Source organism: Luteolibacter sp. LG18, assembly GCF_036322585.1.
In the GTDB taxonomy this organism is placed as follows: domain Bacteria; phylum Verrucomicrobiota; class Verrucomicrobiia; order Verrucomicrobiales; family Akkermansiaceae; genus Luteolibacter.
On the sequence record NZ_AP024600.1, the window covers coordinates 4225115 to 4239129 of the forward strand.

At 64.0% G+C, this 14015-nt stretch carries 17 protein-coding genes; 7 read left to right on the forward strand and 10 right to left on the reverse strand.

What is annotated here, in order from left to right; genetic code table 11:
• Positions 1 to 61 precede the first annotated feature (61 nt).
• Complete coding sequence (locus llg_RS16645; RefSeq protein WP_338285865.1) at positions 62 to 223, forward strand: hypothetical protein; 162 nt, start codon at positions 62 to 64, stop codon at positions 221 to 223.
• A gap of 85 nt (positions 224 to 308) precedes the next feature.
• Here the strand turns inward: llg_RS16645 and llg_RS16650 are convergent, their stop codons facing one another.
• On the reverse strand, positions 309 to 1643 hold the full coding sequence (locus llg_RS16650; RefSeq protein ID WP_338285867.1) for an MFS transporter: 1335 nt from the start codon (positions 1641 to 1643) through the stop codon (positions 309 to 311).
• Positions 1644 to 1735: 92 nt separating this feature from the next.
• On the opposite strand from llg_RS16650, the gene llg_RS16655 reads away from it, so the two are divergent.
• Positions 1736 to 2641: a cation diffusion facilitator family transporter gene (locus llg_RS16655; RefSeq protein WP_338285868.1), complete on the forward strand. Its 906-nt coding sequence runs from the start codon at positions 1736 to 1738 to the stop codon at positions 2639 to 2641.
• Between the two features lie 61 nt (positions 2642 to 2702).
• On the opposite strand, the gene llg_RS16660 is transcribed toward llg_RS16655, so the two are convergent.
• Positions 2703 to 3026, reverse strand: a complete 324-nt coding sequence (locus tag llg_RS16660) for a hypothetical protein (protein ID WP_338285870.1) — start codon at positions 3024 to 3026, stop codon at positions 2703 to 2705.
• A 285-nt stretch (positions 3027 to 3311) separates the two neighbouring features.
• Here llg_RS16660 and llg_RS16665 point away from each other — a divergent pair, with 285 nt between their 5' ends.
• On the forward strand, positions 3312 to 5846 hold the full coding sequence (locus llg_RS16665; protein ID WP_338285871.1) for a protein kinase: 2535 nt from the start codon (positions 3312 to 3314) through the stop codon (positions 5844 to 5846).
• A gap of 4 nt (positions 5847 to 5850) precedes the next feature.
• Here the strand turns inward: llg_RS16665 and pcp are convergent, their stop codons facing one another.
• The 7 genes from pcp to llg_RS16700 form a co-directional block, all read right to left on the reverse strand.
• On the reverse strand, positions 5851 to 6468 hold the full coding sequence (gene pcp, locus llg_RS16670; protein WP_338285872.1) for a pyroglutamyl-peptidase I: 618 nt from the start codon (positions 6466 to 6468) through the stop codon (positions 5851 to 5853).
• Positions 6468 to 7430: a DUF979 domain-containing protein gene (locus llg_RS16675; RefSeq protein ID WP_338285875.1), complete on the reverse strand. Its 963-nt coding sequence runs from the start codon at positions 7428 to 7430 to the stop codon at positions 6468 to 6470. Before llg_RS16675 ends, pcp begins: the two co-directional genes overlap by 1 nt.
• Positions 7427 to 8128, reverse strand: a complete 702-nt coding sequence (locus tag llg_RS16680) for a DUF969 domain-containing protein (RefSeq protein WP_338285876.1) — start codon at positions 8126 to 8128, stop codon at positions 7427 to 7429. Before llg_RS16680 ends, llg_RS16675 begins: the two co-directional genes overlap by 4 nt.
• Complete coding sequence (locus llg_RS16685; protein WP_338285877.1) at positions 8125 to 8832, reverse strand: 5-oxoprolinase subunit PxpA; 708 nt, start codon at positions 8830 to 8832, stop codon at positions 8125 to 8127. The genes llg_RS16680 and llg_RS16685 overlap by 4 nt, the downstream gene beginning before the upstream one ends.
• 62 nt (positions 8833 to 8894) lie before the next feature.
• A complete protein-coding gene (locus llg_RS16690; protein WP_338285878.1) occupies positions 8895 to 9893 on the reverse strand; it encodes a biotin-dependent carboxyltransferase family protein in 999 nt (332 codons plus the stop codon).
• Entirely contained in the window at positions 9875 to 10588 is a 714-nt protein-coding gene (pxpB, locus tag llg_RS16695) for a 5-oxoprolinase subunit PxpB (RefSeq protein ID WP_338285880.1), read from the reverse strand. The genes llg_RS16690 and pxpB overlap by 19 nt, the downstream gene beginning before the upstream one ends.
• Positions 10589 to 10689: 101 nt before the next feature.
• Entirely contained in the window at positions 10690 to 10998 is a 309-nt protein-coding gene (locus llg_RS16700) for a hypothetical protein (RefSeq protein ID WP_338285882.1), read from the reverse strand.
• Positions 10999 to 11499: 501 nt separating this feature from the next.
• Between llg_RS16700 and llg_RS16705 the strand changes: the two genes are divergently transcribed.
• From llg_RS16705 to llg_RS16720, 4 genes are read left to right on the forward strand one after another with little or no spacing between them, the layout of a single operon-like run.
• Positions 11500 to 12006 carry a tail fiber protein gene (locus llg_RS16705; protein ID WP_338285883.1) on the forward strand — a complete coding sequence of 169 codons (507 nt, stop codon included), beginning with the start codon at positions 11500 to 11502 and terminating at the stop codon, positions 12004 to 12006.
• A gap of 12 nt (positions 12007 to 12018) precedes the next feature.
• Positions 12019 to 12531 carry a tail fiber protein gene (locus llg_RS16710; RefSeq protein ID WP_338285884.1) on the forward strand — a complete coding sequence of 171 codons (513 nt, stop codon included), beginning with the start codon at positions 12019 to 12021 and terminating at the stop codon, positions 12529 to 12531.
• Between the two features lie 45 nt (positions 12532 to 12576).
• A complete protein-coding gene (locus llg_RS16715; RefSeq protein WP_338285885.1) occupies positions 12577 to 13095 on the forward strand; it encodes a tail fiber protein in 519 nt (172 codons plus the stop codon).
• A gap of 43 nt (positions 13096 to 13138) precedes the next feature.
• Entirely contained in the window at positions 13139 to 13570 is a 432-nt protein-coding gene (locus llg_RS16720) for a GNAT family N-acetyltransferase (RefSeq protein ID WP_338285886.1), read from the forward strand.
• Positions 13571 to 13621: 51 nt separating this feature from the next.
• Here llg_RS16720 and llg_RS16725 read toward each other — a convergent pair whose 3' ends face one another.
• Positions 13622 to 13921: a hypothetical protein gene (locus llg_RS16725; RefSeq protein WP_338285887.1), complete on the reverse strand. Its 300-nt coding sequence runs from the start codon at positions 13919 to 13921 to the stop codon at positions 13622 to 13624.
• Between the last annotated feature and the right edge of the window lie 94 nt (positions 13922 to 14015).

The following is a 14015-nucleotide window of genomic DNA, read 5'->3' on the forward strand; positions in this document are numbered from 1 at the left end:
GGCCCAGCCGTCGCCCGGAACCCTCGCATCGACGCGGCGGCCATTCCAACCACCCAAAGCCATGGGCGACAAGAATCCAAAAGCCAAACGCAAGATGATGTCCCAGAAGCAGCACAAGGCCGATGAGGCCAAGCGCGAGCACGAGCGGATCGCCGAAGAACGGCGGCACGCCTGGGAACACCGGCATGAGCATGAGCTCGGCCCGGACATCGGCCACGCCTGACCGGGCGTGAATGCCGGTTGATGCCATCAACTTGCTGCACTGCCGCCCATCCCGTCGTCCACCGGACGCGGGAGCGGGCGGTTTTTTAGGGCTGAGGCACTCCCTTTGGTACATCCGGATTCCGGCATTCCTGGCGGTTCCAAGTGCGGAATGCCCATGGGAAGAACAACAGCGCCGCGATGATGAGCATTGGAACCTGCCAGGTCAGCAGGAAGGGCAGGGGTTGCTCCGGATGGGTGATCCGGGCGTGGGAGAGGGCGGTCGAGAAGGCGAGGCTGCACGCTCCATAGCCGAGATTGAACACCAGCCCCTTCACCGAGAGAACGGTGGCGCGGCGCGAGGAGTCCGCCACGGCATGCAGGGAGCGGCTCACCGTGAAGCCAAGGTAGCTGATGCAGGGAATGAGCAGCATCGCCGGAATCAGGCCACCGAGCCCGCTCCAGGCCGGGGCCAATCCGGCGAGCATGAGGATGGCGAAGGCGGCCACCAGTGCGAGGCTGCCGGGGGTATCGAGGTGGCGGTTCACGCGGCGGGCGATTCCCGGGACGAGCAGGGTCAGGGCTCCCGTCAGGGCTCCGATGATGCCGAATGACCACTCGGGGATGTGGATCAGACGGAAGTATTCGCTCTGGATGGTGGTCATGTTCCGCACCACGGCGTCGATCAGCACGCCGCCGGTGACGATCACCAGCGGACGCGGTGTGGTGAAAACCCAGCGCGCGGCATCGAGGGTCACGTGAAACGCGCGTTTCAAGGTGGTGCCGGTTTCGCCGTGCGGATGAGGTGGTTCCACCATCCGCAGGGTGATCGCCACGCACACCAGCGCTTGGATGAGGACCAGCAGCACCGGCAGGCGGTGCGCGACCGCGGTGGGGATCTGAAGGGCCTCTGGCAGCAGCCGGTTCAGGAACGAGGGGTCGTAAAGAAGTCCACCGGCGATCATGGCGACGATGATGCCGGCGGAACGCCACCGCATCGCCGCGGCTAGAACCCGGTCCCAAGCCTCGGCCCGGTTTTCGGCGGGCAACGAGTCGTAGGCCAGAGCCTCGTCCGCGCCACTTGCGGCGGCTTCAGAGGTGCCGGAAAGCACTCGATTCGCCAGGCACAGGCCGAACAACAACATGCCCCCGTCCCGCGGGGCGAACAGCAGGCAAAGCATCTCCGCCACCATCAGCAGCGAGGAAAACACCAGCAGGCGCTTCCGTCCGAGCGTGTCCGCCAGTGCACCGGAGGGCACCTCGAACAGGAAGATGGCGGCGGCCCACACCAGGTTCAGCAACACGAATCGCTCCAGCGTGAGGCCGAGGTCGGTGAAGAGAACAGCGAGCACCGGGTAGTAGGCCCGTGAGTTGTAACAGACCGTGAACAGTATGAAGCGGCGCGGATTTCCGCTCAAGCGGGCCTGGGTGCGTTCGTCCATGGCGTGACCATCGCGGCGGTGTGAGAAAATCTCGACTGTTTTCGAGATATGGGGGTATTGCGGTTCGCCCCGGCCTGTGCGCAGGCTCGTCCGTGGACCGGGAGTTCGAAGACCAGAAGCGGGTGATGAACCTTTCGCTGTGGGTGGCGGTGCTGCTGCTTGGCACCAAGGTCACGGCCGCGGCGATCACGGGTTCCTCCGCGATCTATTCGGACGCCGCGGAGTCGGTGGTGCACCTGCTCGCGGTGGCCTTCGCGGTGTGGGCCCTGCGCTTGTCCCACAAGCCCGCTGACGAAACCCACCACTTCGGCCACGACAAGGTGGCGTTCCTTTCGGCTGGCTTCGAGGGCGCGATGATTTCCGCCGCCGCCCTGCTCATCATTTACGAAGCCGTGCGGCAGTTCGTGTTCGGCTTCGAGATCCACGATATCGCCGTGGGTGCCACGCTCACCGGTGTCGCCGCGGTGATCAACCTCATCCTCGGGCTGATGCTGGTGCGGGTGGGGAAGAGGCGGGGCTCCCCGCTGATCCGCGCGAACGGCATCCATGTGCTCACCGACGTGTGGTCGAGCGTGGCCGTGCTGATCGCGCTGCTGTTGATTGTGCTGACGAAGTGGAAATGGTGGGACCCGATCGCCGCCTCCCTCGCCGCCCTGAACATTCTGCGCGCGGGCATCAAGCTCATCCGGGAAAGCCTCGGCGGCCTTCTCGACGAGGCGGATCCCAAGGTGGAGCGCGAGATCCGCGAGCTGCTGACCCGCGAGACGGTGGCACGTGGCATGACCTTCCACAACCTGCGCCACCGCCACTCCGGTCGTACCCATTGGGTGGAGTTCCACCTTCTTACGGACGATGACCTCACGGTCGGCAAGGCCCACGATCTCGCCACCGAGATCGAGGCCGCGGTGGCCGCGCTGCTGCATCCGGATGGCCGGGTGATCTCGCATCTCGAACCCCGCTCGGTGGGGCATCACGACGAAGCTTGGGAAGGCCGCTGAGGCACGAAAAAGGGCGGGGGAACCTGGTTCCACCGCCCTTTGAAAAAGAACCGTCGTGCAATCAACGCCGCGCGAACAGGTGGCGCGAGGGCACCGCAGGCATCGCCATCACCAGAAACGCGCACAGGGCGGCCACCAGCATCGGAAGCAGGGACACCGGATTGTCGTTCAGGTACTGGCCGAAATAGAAGTAAGCCTGATGCTGTGGCGTGCAGAAAAGGAACGCGGGCACCGTCAGGAACAGCGCGCACAGGATCGCGGGAGCCGCGCCGACGATCATGAACGCCGCCGTGCGTTTCGGCAGCTTGCCGGTGAAAAGCATCCGGGGGCCGGTCCAGAAGGTGGCTTTCAGGGCGCAGAGCAATTTCCGCAGGCGCCGCTTCATCGGGCCTGGACGATGAATGTTGGGATGATCAAGGGACATTGAAGGTCGGGAACGACCATTCATTACGCGCGATCGCGTAGGTTGCCAAGCATCTTCGAAAGTTCAGGTGCCCGAATGTTCAAAAAAAGATAGGAATTTTGGTTTTAGTGCATTTGGGGTGCAAATTGCACCGAGCTGAACCCTTGAGTGATCGTCAAACGAGGGCACGCGAAACCCCGGTGGTGGAATGGATTTTGATCGGTTCGGTATTGGCGACCGCGTGTGGCTGGATTACAAAAAGGTTCAATGCAAGCGCCGCGGATCGAAGGGCTGAGAGTGACGGACCTGACCGGTGCCGGCCCCTGCGGAAATGTTTATGCCGCTCATGATGAAGCGGGTGTGAAACTGGCGGTGAAGGTTTTCCACGGCATGGCGATCAACCGGTCGCTGCTGCAGAAGACGACCGCCAAGCTTGAGGCCGCCGGATGGCCGGCGGGGGTGATGCAGGTGGTGTCCGCCGATTTCGAATCCCGTCCGGCGCTGTTGGTCATGCCGTGGATGGCGGACCCGGCGGAGGGCGGTCATGGCGTTCCCCGGGCTCTGCAAAACAGGCTCGCGGATTACCCCGGCGACCGATCGTGGCCGGTGGTGCTGGAAATGGCCCGCGCCTTGGCGGCTTTCCATAACCTTCAGGTTGCCCACGGTAATCTGAAGCCGAGCAACGTGTTTTTCGACGACGAAGAGAAGCTGGCGATCGGTGATTGGGCGCTCGGCAACATGCCGGGGGTCACCCACGCGGACTACTCCGATGCCTACCTTTACCAGCCGCCGGAGCAACTCCGTGAGCCGGAGGGCTATTTCGACGAAAAGGGTTACAAGTGGGATATCTTCGCCTTCGGCGTGCTATCGTTCCGGTTGCTGACGGGAATGTTTCCACGCTGCAATGAAACCTTCCTGCAGGTGGCACCGCCGCCGGGAGAGATCCGGCGGGATGCCAGCATTCACGCGGATCTCCACAAGATCGCCAAAAAGCTGGAAGCCCAGCCCGACATGGCCTGGCCGGACGAGGCTGCCAACCCAGTGGAAGCGGGATACCGGGAGTGGATCACGCGCTGTCTCGCTCTCGATCCGGCGGATCGTCCCGCGACCATGGCCGAGGTCGTGCGCGGCTTCGAGCGGGTGGAGGAGCTGGTCGCCGCGGAAACGCAGCGGGACCAGTTGCTCGATCAGCGGCGCCGTTCCGACCACGGCAAGTGGCGGGCCGTGTTCGCGATGATCGCTGCCATGGCGGTCGCGCTGGTGCTTGGGATGTTATGGCAGATTTATTTCGGCCTCCTGCGGAACGAAAAGACCGCCCGCGCTGAAGATGTGCGCGAGTTGAAGACCCGGGCGGATGCCGCGATTCAGGCCCGCGACCTAGCGGTGAAGGGTGAAGCGGAGGCCAAGCGTGCGCTCGATTACGAGAAGGACGTGGCGCTTTCCCGGATCGAGGCCTCCCGGGCCATTGGTGACCACTTGTTCGAATGGGCGATGGAGAAGGGCCATCGCAGCCTTCCTCCGCTGGATGGGCGCGAGCTGCGCTTGCTACGACTGGAGCGTTACTTCGATGATTTCCTGCGGCGCACGGCGGACATTCCGTCGCTGGATGACGAGCGGGCGCGGGTGAAGCTGGAGCTGGCGGAGGTCTCGCTGGCGGCTGGGGATGCGAAGGCAGCCCAAACCCGTCTCGGGGACGCTCTCGAAGCGTGGAAGAACCGCCCGACCGACGCGGCGTGGAAAATGCGGATCGGGACCGACCGCCTGTTGCTCGCGCTGCTGCGCCAATCGAAGGAAGATCCGGCGACTGCGGGGGCGTTCGTCGAGGCGCGCCAGTCATTGACGGCGGTGCCGCAGGGAGAAGTGGATGCCGACCGCCTCCAGCAATTGATCGCGGTGCTGGATTTCCACGAGGCCCAGTTGCTGGCGCAGAAGGGGCAGGACGCGAAGGCGCTGGAGCAGCTCATGCGCGCCACCCAGACCTTGAACCGGCTGGTGGACCAGCGTCCGGATGTGGCGGTGCTGCGGTCCGAACTGGCCAATTGCTATCTCTCTTCTTCGACAATCCTCGATGGCATGGGCAGCTTGGGGGACGCGCGCGAGGTCCGGAACCTGGCGGCAGCGGAATTGATCAAGCTGCTCAAGGTGAAGCCGGGCGATCCCACGCTGCGGCTGGAGCTTGCCGGTTGCTACGGCGCGATGGCGGAGGCCGCGGTGTTGTCCGGCGACGTGGCTTCGGCGGAGGCGCTTTCCAATCAAGCCACTGGATTGCTGGAAGCGTTGCTTCGAGAGCAACCGGACAACTCCGAGGCTCTGTCGCGTCTCGGTGCTCAGCGGTGGATCCGGGCCGGATTGCTGCGTGACCGCGGCAAGACGGAGGAGGCGATGAAACTCGTCGACGATGGCATCCGCATGCTGGAGGGCGCGCGCGCCTCGGATGCAAACAATGGCACCGTGGCCTACCGTCTGGCGTTGCTGTGGTGGCAGAAGGGACGCATGGTCGGTGGCGCGGGACAGACGGACCAGGAGCTGGTGCTCATCATGAAGGCGCGCGACGCGCTGGCCGCTCTGATGGAGCGCTCCGAGTATGGCTTGGTCCGCGGGGACCAGTTGAAGAAGTCGGTCGCGTATCTGTTAGGTGACCTCGGCCACGCGCAGCAGTTGGTCGGGAAGAACGACGACGCGAAGAAGACCTTCGCCCAGGCGGTTGCCGCGTGGGAAGCGCTGGTGAAAGCGCAGCCGCGCAGCGAGGAGGCCGAGGAGGCCTTGTCGTGGTGCCGCCAGCGGCTCAAGGAGATGCCGTGATGGCTCAGTGCGTCGCACCGCCGGTCTCACGTTTGTCGCACTTGATCCGGATCGCGGTTTCGATGGCAATGCGGATCGCCGCCACCAGTTGATCGAGGGTGAAGGAGGAATTCCATGGTGCGGGAACATGGATGAAGCCGCCGCGGATGGAGGTGTCCGCCAGTTCGTGCATCAGTCCATAGAAGACGTGGTTGCAGACGAAGGTGCCGGCGGTTTGGGAAACCTGGGCGGCGATGCCTTGTTCCGACAGGGCTGCCACGATCGCCTTGATCGGCAGGGTGGACCAGTAGGCGGCGGGGCCGTTGCGAACGACCGGTTTGTCCACCGGCTGTCTGCCCGCGTTGTCCGGGATGCGGGCGTCGTCGATGTTGATTGCCACCCGCTCCGGCGTGATGGCGGGGCGTCCGCTGGCGAGGCCGAGGCAGATCACCAGCGAGGGTTCCGTGCGCGTGATATGAGCGCGGAGCTGGCGCAGCGACTTGCCGAATTCGCAAGCCAGCTCGAGGCCGGTGATGCGGTGGTTCGCGATCACGGTTCCATCGAGCAGGCGCGCGATTTCGCCGGAGGGATTCGAGTCGTCGCCGCCGAAGGGTTCGAAGCCGGTGAGGAGGACGGTTTTCATCAGAAACGGAACACGCAGGCGTAGAGGATGAGGATGTTCGCGGCGAGCACGACGAGACCGATAGGGACCTGGGCCTTGATGACCGCGTGCGGATCCCGCAGCTCCAGCAGCATCGCGGGCACCAGGTTGAAGTTCGCGGCCATCGGAGTCATGAGGGTTCCGCAATAGCCGCTGAGCATGCCCAGCGAGGCCATGATCGCCGGGTTGCCGTGGTGCTGGTGGACGATGATGGGCAGGCCGATTCCAAGGGTGACCACCGGAAACGCGGCGAAGGCATTGCCAAGGCAGATGGTGAAGAGCGCCATGCCGATACAATAGACGGCCACCGCGACGAAGGGGTATTGGGTGGGAAACGCGCCGGCCACGAGGTCCGCCACCACTTGGCCGACTCCGGCCTTGGTGAAGATGCCGCCGAGGGCCGCGAGCAACTGTGGCAATAGTAACGCCCAGCCGACGGCGTGAAGAAGCCGGCCTCCTTCCCGCAGCGGGTCGCAAGGCCGCGCGCGGGTGAGGCGTAGGCCGATGACGAGCGCGAGCAGGGAACCGAGCCCAAGTGCGGCGAGGGTGGGTTGTTTCGGGTCAAACAGGTGGACCTGGCCGGTAGGGAGCTTCGAAAGCACGACCGTGGCCACCACTGCGGTCGCGGGAATGGCCAGCGCGGGGATGAAGATCCGGTTGCCGAGTCGTCCGGCCTCCGCCGCGCGTTGCTCCGGGGTGGCGGTTTCGGCGGCGGGGGTGGTGATCCGTTTCAAGGCGGCGAGCACCGTGAGCCCGAGCATGATCCATCCCACGACCAACGGCGGCAAGGAGCCACCGAACAGATAGATGGTGGCCAGCGCGCCCCAGAACAGGGCGGTGCCGAAGCGTTGGGCGTGCCCGCGGTTGCGAACGGACGTCACGGCTACGAAGACCAGGATGAGACCAGCGACGATGTAGAGGGCCTCCAGCGAAACGATCGTCATGGCTGTTCCTTTCCGGTTTCGGTGGATGCCGAATCTTCGGTTTCACGGGCGATGCGTTTGTCGAGCAGCCGCGTCCGCCAAGCCATGGCCCCGCAGGCGACGAAGGCGGTCGGGATGCCCCACAGCGCGAGCGACCACACACTCACTTGAATCTGCTGGGCATCGAAGAAGCCCTTCATGAGCAGGACCGCGCCCACGGCGATGAAGACGTCCTCGCCGAAAAAGTTGCCGACGTTTTCCGCGGCGGCGGCATGGGCGCGGATGGTGTCGCGGGTGGACTCCGGCAGGTCGCCATGCTTCGCATGGGCGGCACCTTCCGCCATGGGGGCGACGATCGGCCGGACCGCGCCTGCGTGGCCGCCGATGTTCACGCCGAGCGCGATGCTGATTTGGCGCACGGCGCAATAGAGGAAGATGACCCGGCCCGCGGTGGCACCCCGCGCACGGCGGATCAGGATTTCGGCGCGTTCGCGGAGACCGTGGCGCTCCAACAGGCCGATCACCGGAGCGATCAGCAGCACCGGCAGGGTCATGTAGCGGTTTTCCACGAAAAGCTTGCCGAAGAGTTCCAGGACTTCCTGGAGCGACATCTTCGCGGCCATGCCGGTGGCGATGCCTGCCGCCATGACTACCAGCAGCGTGTTCAGACGAAGGGCGAAACCCACCGCCACGACGAGAATGCCGACGAGCTTGATCACGGGGTGAAGCGTTTGATTTCGATGCCTGCGTCCGACAGCGCTTGCCGGAGGGCGAGCGCGAACTCCACCGCGTGCGGTCCATCGCCATGAAGGCAGACGGTGTCCGCGATGCCGGATCGGATGAGCCGTAGGGTTTGGGCGCAGGCTTCGGCAGGATCCTCGATCAGGGCGTCTGGTTGTGAACGCGGCACCAACGAGCCATCCGGCCGGTAGCGGCGGTCGGCGAAGATCTCGCGCGCGGTGGCGAGACCGCGGGCCTTCCCGGCGGTGATCAGTTCGCTGTCCGCGAGGCCGTAGAGCGCCAGTGCGGGATTGGTTTTGTAGACGGCGCCCGCGATGGCCGCGGCGATTACAGGATCACGCGCTGCCTGGTTGTAGAGGGCGCCATGCGGCTTGATGTGATGGAGTTCCATTTGCTGGAGTCCGGCCAATTCACGGAGAATGAAGATCTGTCCGGCAACCTCCTCGCCGATCTCGTAAGCGGAGAGCCGAAGTTCTTTCCGGCCGAAGTTTTCCGGGTCCGGATAGCCGGGATGGGCTCCCACCGCGGTGCCATGGAGGCGGGCGAGCTCCAAGGTGCGCGTCATGGTTTCGAGATTTCCGGCGTGAGCTCCGCAGGCGATGTTCGCGGAGGTGATGAGCGGCATCAGCTCGGCATCGTGGAGCGCGCCCTCGCCGAGGTCACAGTTGAGATCGATGTGCATGGAAACCGGAATGCCGCGGACCTTAACACCTGCGGCTCCTGATCAGAAAGCAATCTCGCGGCTCAGAGGCGTGGTGTGGCGAGATGTCCGGCGGCCACCGCGAGATCGCGCTCGCGTTCGATCAGCAGCGCGTGGGCCACGGCGGGAAGAATCTCGCGGAAACGGACCGGCTCGCCCGGACGAAGCTGGGCCAGTCGACCCGCATCGGCGGTGGCCACCACTCCGATCCGCGGATAGCCGCCGAGCGTCTGGCGATCGACGCCTAATGCGATCGGTTGGCCTGAGGGTGGAACCTGGACCACGCCGTGCTGGATGGCGCTGGAGACCATCTCGCGGGGGCTGGCGAGCGCGAGCGGCGCGCCTTCCAAGCGGGTGCCCATGCGGTTGCTGTCCTTGGTCACGGCGTAGATGGTGCCGGTGAAACTTTCCTGGGCCTTTGGTGTGAACCAGTCCCATTCCGGGCCGCGGATGACACGCAGCACGCCTTGGCCGTTGGTTTTGCCCAGCCGCTCGGGAACCAAGGACCAGGAGGCTTGCCTGCCGCCATCTAACAGGCGAGTCATCGAGGCGGCCCACTCGGACGGCGAGCCGGTTTGCAAGATGTCGCCGGTTTCCAACTTCCGGCCTTCATGTCCCCCGAAGGTGGCGGACAGATCGGTGGCGCGGCTGCCCATGACTTCCGGTTCCTGAATGCCGCCGGCGATTGCCAACCAAGCCATGGCTCCGCGGCGGGCTCCCGGAAAGTCGACGATGCCTCCCTCCGGGATCAGCACCGGTCGGTTCTTCGGCAACGGGGCGTCGCCGAGTTTCGCTTCGAAATCGGCACCGCACCACGCGACCAGGGTTGCCCGGTCGAATTGGAGCCGTGGACCGGAAAAAGCCATCTCCAGCACCGCGGCGCCATCGGAGTTTCCCACCAGGAGATTGGCCACACGGGCGGCGAAGGGATCGGCGGCGCCACCCACCACCACGCCGAGGTGCTGGTAGCCGGAGCGTCCGTTGTCCTGAACGGTGGTCAGCAGGCCGGGGCGCAGGACGTGGATCATCGCGAGGCCTCCCATCGTTGGAACTCTTTGGCAGGGATCGCTCGGAAGCGGACCCGGTCCCCGGGTTGCAGGAGGGAGGGCGAGTCCGCGTGGGGTTGGAACAATTTCAAGGGCGTGCGTCCGATGAGATTCCAGCCGCCGGGAATTTCATGGGGGTAGATGCAGGATTGCCCGTTCGCGATGCCGATCGAGCCGGCGGCCACCCTGATGCGTGGGGTTTCGCGCCGCGGCAGCGAGAGGCTTGCAGGCAGGCCGTGCAGATAGGGGAAACCGGGTGCGAAGCCGAGCTGGAGCACGAGGTATTCCGCGGCGCTGTGTCGGCTGACGACATCGATCACCGACATGCCGGTGCGGCGCGCGACATCCTCCAGATCCGGTCCATGGTTGCCACCGTAACACACGGGGATCTCTACGAGACGGGAGGGTGCCATCTTGCCGTTATCTGGCAGCGTGGCGAGTCGGGCCAGGATCCGCTCCGCCAGCCACCCGGCGAGGTTGTCCGACGGGGCCCCGGCTTCCAACAGATCGAGAGGGGAATGAAAGACCGTCAGTGAAGTGGAGGCCGGAACGATTTCCATCACGCCGGGCAGGGCGGGGGAGGAAAGCCACGCACGGGCCGCATGGATGCGCCGCGGCGGCACCGCGCCGATGCGGTCCGCCAGTTCGACGATCAGGGCGCTATCGCCCAAGGGTATGACACGTGGCTCCATGAAGGAGCGGTACTGGTAACGTAAATCGCGGTGGGAACAAGCGGGTTCGAACCCGTCGTGTCAGTTGAACCTGGATCGAAGGCCGCGAATGCTTCGAGAGCTCACACCTTGCGGGTGAAAGCCGCCTCGTAGCGGACATGATCCGTGTAGCGACCCACGGGAGTGAGGAACAGTTCCATTTCGCCCAGCTCCTGATGGCGGATGTGGTAGGTGCCGTCCTCCGAAGGACTGCCCTGCGGGGCACGGAAAAGAATCGAGAACGCGGTGTATTTGTCCGCGCCATTGACGAGGGTGCTTTCGGCGCCGACCTCGACCAGGGTCATGTCCACGGTGCTGTTGCCCGTGAGGGACATCGAGAAGCGGCTCTTCAAGTGCGGGAGGAACCACGCGCGGCTGAGTTGGTCCGGCACGCGAATCGGATCGGCTTGCGCGGTGGCCTCATCGGCAGGTTCCGTGGGGACGTCCGCGGGGCGAGCCGGGCGGGAAGGTTTCGCGGAGGGAGTGGCCGCGACGGACGCCTTCTCTGAAGAACCGACCCGGGTGATCCCGACCGCGGCGGCACACGCGCCAACCGCCAGACCTGCAAGAAGGGCCCGGCGTTTTGGGGAGGGGGCGGGGGACTCAGGACTCATCGGCGTTTTCATGGAGGGGTGCCTTGCATCGGCCACACGAGTCCTCGGAGGGGATGCGGGTGGCGAGGGATCGCAAACAGCGTGATCGCGATCTTGCGGATCGACAATGAAATTCCATCATGCGGCCGTGCGCGCGGGAGTGTTGGAATATGTCCAATTCGTCACGTGGTTGGCGTGCAAAATGCCTCGACTTCGAAGGATAAGAAAATTGTAGATTGAATTTATTGACCGGGCTGCCGATGGCGATCTAACAGATAACAAGTTCCATTTCATCCTCCCATGGCTGAACCATTCCTCTCCGAAATCCGTATCATGAGCTTCAGCTTTGCTCCTAAAGGCTGGACTCTTTGCAACGGCCAACTCCTGCCGATCAATCAGAACCAGGGGTTGTTCTCCCTGCTTGGAACGACCTACGGCGGTGATGGCCGGGTGACCTTCGGTCTACCGGACCTGCGTGGTCGCGTGCCGATCCACATGGGTGGTTCCCACACGCTCGGCGAGCGTGGCGGGGAGCAGGCCCACACCCTCAGCATCGCCGAGATCCCGACCCACACGCACACGCTGAACGCCTCCAGCAACCTGGCGACCACCAACTCGCCCTCGAACACGATGGTGCTGGGTCAGTCGACGGCAGCGAACCTTTACGCTCCGGCCAATTCCTTCGCCGCGATGGCACCGACGGCGTTGTCCAATATCGGTGGCTCCCAGGCCCACCTTAACATGCAGCCCTTCCTGACGCTGAGCTTCTGCATCGCGCTCCAGGGCATCTTCCCGTCTCAAAACTAACTCCCCAAAACCATGGCACAACCTTACGTCGGAGAGATCCGCATGTTCGCCGGCAATTTCGCCCCCGCTGGCTGGATGTTTTGTGAAGGGCAGCTTCTCCCGATCTCGGAGAACGAGACGCTCTTCCAGCTCATCGGCACCACCTACGGTGGCGACGGGGAGTCGACCTTCGCCCTGCCGGACCTGCGCGGCCGCCTCCCGATCCACCAGGGGAATAGTTTCATCCTCGCGGAAACCGGTGGCGTCGAAGAAGTGACGCTGACGGTGAACCAGATCCCGGTTCACACCCATCCGATGCTGGCGACCGGAAACCCGGCCACCGCGACGGCTCCGGGCCCGAACGTGGTTCTCGGTGTTTCCTCCGCCTCCACGATCACTCCCTACGGAACGGATGCCCCGAACACCACGCTGTCCACCCAATCGGTGGGGTCGGTGGGGGGGAGCCAGCCGCACACGAATTTCCAGCCGTATCTGTGCGTGGATTTCATCATCTCGCTGTTCGGTATCTTCCCGTCTCCCACCTGATTTTCCTCCGCCCTTTTCCTCAACCCCCAAAACATTTCCATCGTTATGGCTGATCCATTCGTGGCGGAAATCCGCATCTTCCCGTTCAACTTCGCGCCCAAGGGTTGGGCGTTCTGTGACGGCCAACTTCTGCCGCTCTCGCAGAACACCGCCTTGTTCTCCCTGCTTGGAACCACCTACGGCGGCAACGGCAAGTCGAACTTCGCCCTCCCGGACATGCAGGGGAATGCCCCGATGCACCCGGGCCAGGGTCCGGGTCTGTCGCTCCATGACCTCGGTGAGACCGGCGGCTCGGAAACCGTGACCCTCCTGGAGTCGGAGATTCCGGCTCACAACCACATCGTCAGCGTCAGCGTGGCGGACGGCACCGAGCAGACGCCGGTGAACCAGCGTCTCGCGACGGGTGTCGGAATCGGCCAATACACGGCAGTGGCTTCCCTTTCGCCGCTGAATTTCAACGCTTTGGCTCCGGCTGGTGGCGATCAGCCGCACAACAACCTGATGCCGTATCTCACGCTGAATTTCTGCATCGCATTGCAGGGCGTGTTCCCGCCGCGTGGTTGAAATGACCGCTGAGGTAACTTTGCGAAACATTGAGGCGGAGGATATGGATTTCCTCCGCCTCGTTTACGCCAGCACCCGTGAAGAGGAGTTGGCGCTCACCGACTGGGCAGACGAGCAGAAGGGCGAGTTCTGCCGGATGCAGTTCGAGGCCCAGCACGCCCACTACCGCGAGCACTACGCGGCGGCCGATTACCAGGTGATCGATTGCGGAGACGAGCCGGTTGGACGTTTGTACGTCAATCGTGGTACCAAGGAGATCCGGATCATGGATCTGGCGCTGCTTCCGGCTTGGCGGCGGCAGGGAATCGGGACCCGGTTGCTGACGGCGTTGCGGGATGAGGCCACTGCCGTTGGAAAGCGACTGTCAATCCACGTGGAGAAGTTCAACCCGGCCTTGAACTTGTATCAGCGGATGGGATTCGTGGCCGAGGAAGATAGGGGGATGTATCTCCTGCTTGTCTTTTCCGAGGGCTGAAAATTGAGCCGGAAAAGATGTGCCAATTGCTCGGATGCGCGAGGGCGATCTTCAGGTGAAAACCGCCTCGAATTCAGAGCCTTGCGGGCTGCCGCTCACCTGGGTGATGAAGAGGTGCAGTGTGCCGAGTTCGGCGTGCTCGAAGTGGTGGATGCCTTGGGCGATCCGGATGTTGCCGGGGTGCGCGAAGACGAGTGCGAACGCATCGCGCGTGGCTCCCGGATGATGGTGTCCGAGCAGTCGTGCACTTTGCAGTATAAGGGAAAAATCGTTGCCCGCCTGGGGAAGCGCGAAGGCGGTTCCCTCGTGTTTGGCGAAGTCGGCGTGCTGCAGGCTCTCGAGTGCGGTCACAAGTGCAGTGTGTTCATGGGGTCCCGTATGAGGCAAAGAAAAAGCGATTCGCGGGATCGGTTTTTTGGTGGGGATTCCTATGGCCGATTTTGAG

Bases quoted from the DNA above. Each gene is read 5' to 3' on its own strand.
- llg_RS16645 (WP_338285865.1), top strand. From the start codon at position 62: ATGGGCGACAAGAATCCAAAAGCCAAACGCAAGATGATGTCCCAGAAG.
- llg_RS16650 (WP_338285867.1), bottom strand. From the start codon at position 1,643: ATGGACGAACGCACCCAGGCCCGCTTGAGCGGAAATCCGCGCCGCTTC.
- llg_RS16660 (WP_338285870.1), bottom strand. From the start codon at position 3,026: ATGAAGCGGCGCCTGCGGAAATTGCTCTGCGCCCTGAAAGCCACCTTC.
- llg_RS16665 (WP_338285871.1), top strand. From the start codon at position 3,312: ATGCAAGCGCCGCGGATCGAAGGGCTGAGAGTGACGGACCTGACCGGT.
- pcp (WP_338285872.1), bottom strand. From the start codon at position 6,468: ATGAAAACCGTCCTCCTCACCGGCTTCGAACCCTTCGGCGGCGACGAC.
- llg_RS16675 (WP_338285875.1), bottom strand. From the start codon at position 7,430: ATGACGATCGTTTCGCTGGAGGCCCTCTACATCGTCGCTGGTCTCATC.
- llg_RS16685 (WP_338285877.1), bottom strand. From the start codon at position 8,832: ATGCACATCGATCTCAACTGTGACCTCGGCGAGGGCGCGCTCCACGAT.
- llg_RS16690 (WP_338285878.1), bottom strand. From the start codon at position 9,893: ATGGGAGGCCTCGCGATGATCCACGTCCTGCGCCCCGGCCTGCTGACC.
- pxpB (WP_338285880.1), bottom strand. From the start codon at position 10,588: ATGGAGCCACGTGTCATACCCTTGGGCGATAGCGCCCTGATCGTCGAA.
- llg_RS16705 (WP_338285883.1), top strand. From the start codon at position 11,500: ATGGCTGAACCATTCCTCTCCGAAATCCGTATCATGAGCTTCAGCTTT.
- llg_RS16710 (WP_338285884.1), top strand. From the start codon at position 12,019: ATGGCACAACCTTACGTCGGAGAGATCCGCATGTTCGCCGGCAATTTC.
- llg_RS16715 (WP_338285885.1), top strand. From the start codon at position 12,577: ATGGCTGATCCATTCGTGGCGGAAATCCGCATCTTCCCGTTCAACTTC.
- llg_RS16720 (WP_338285886.1), top strand. From the start codon at position 13,139: ATGGATTTCCTCCGCCTCGTTTACGCCAGCACCCGTGAAGAGGAGTTG.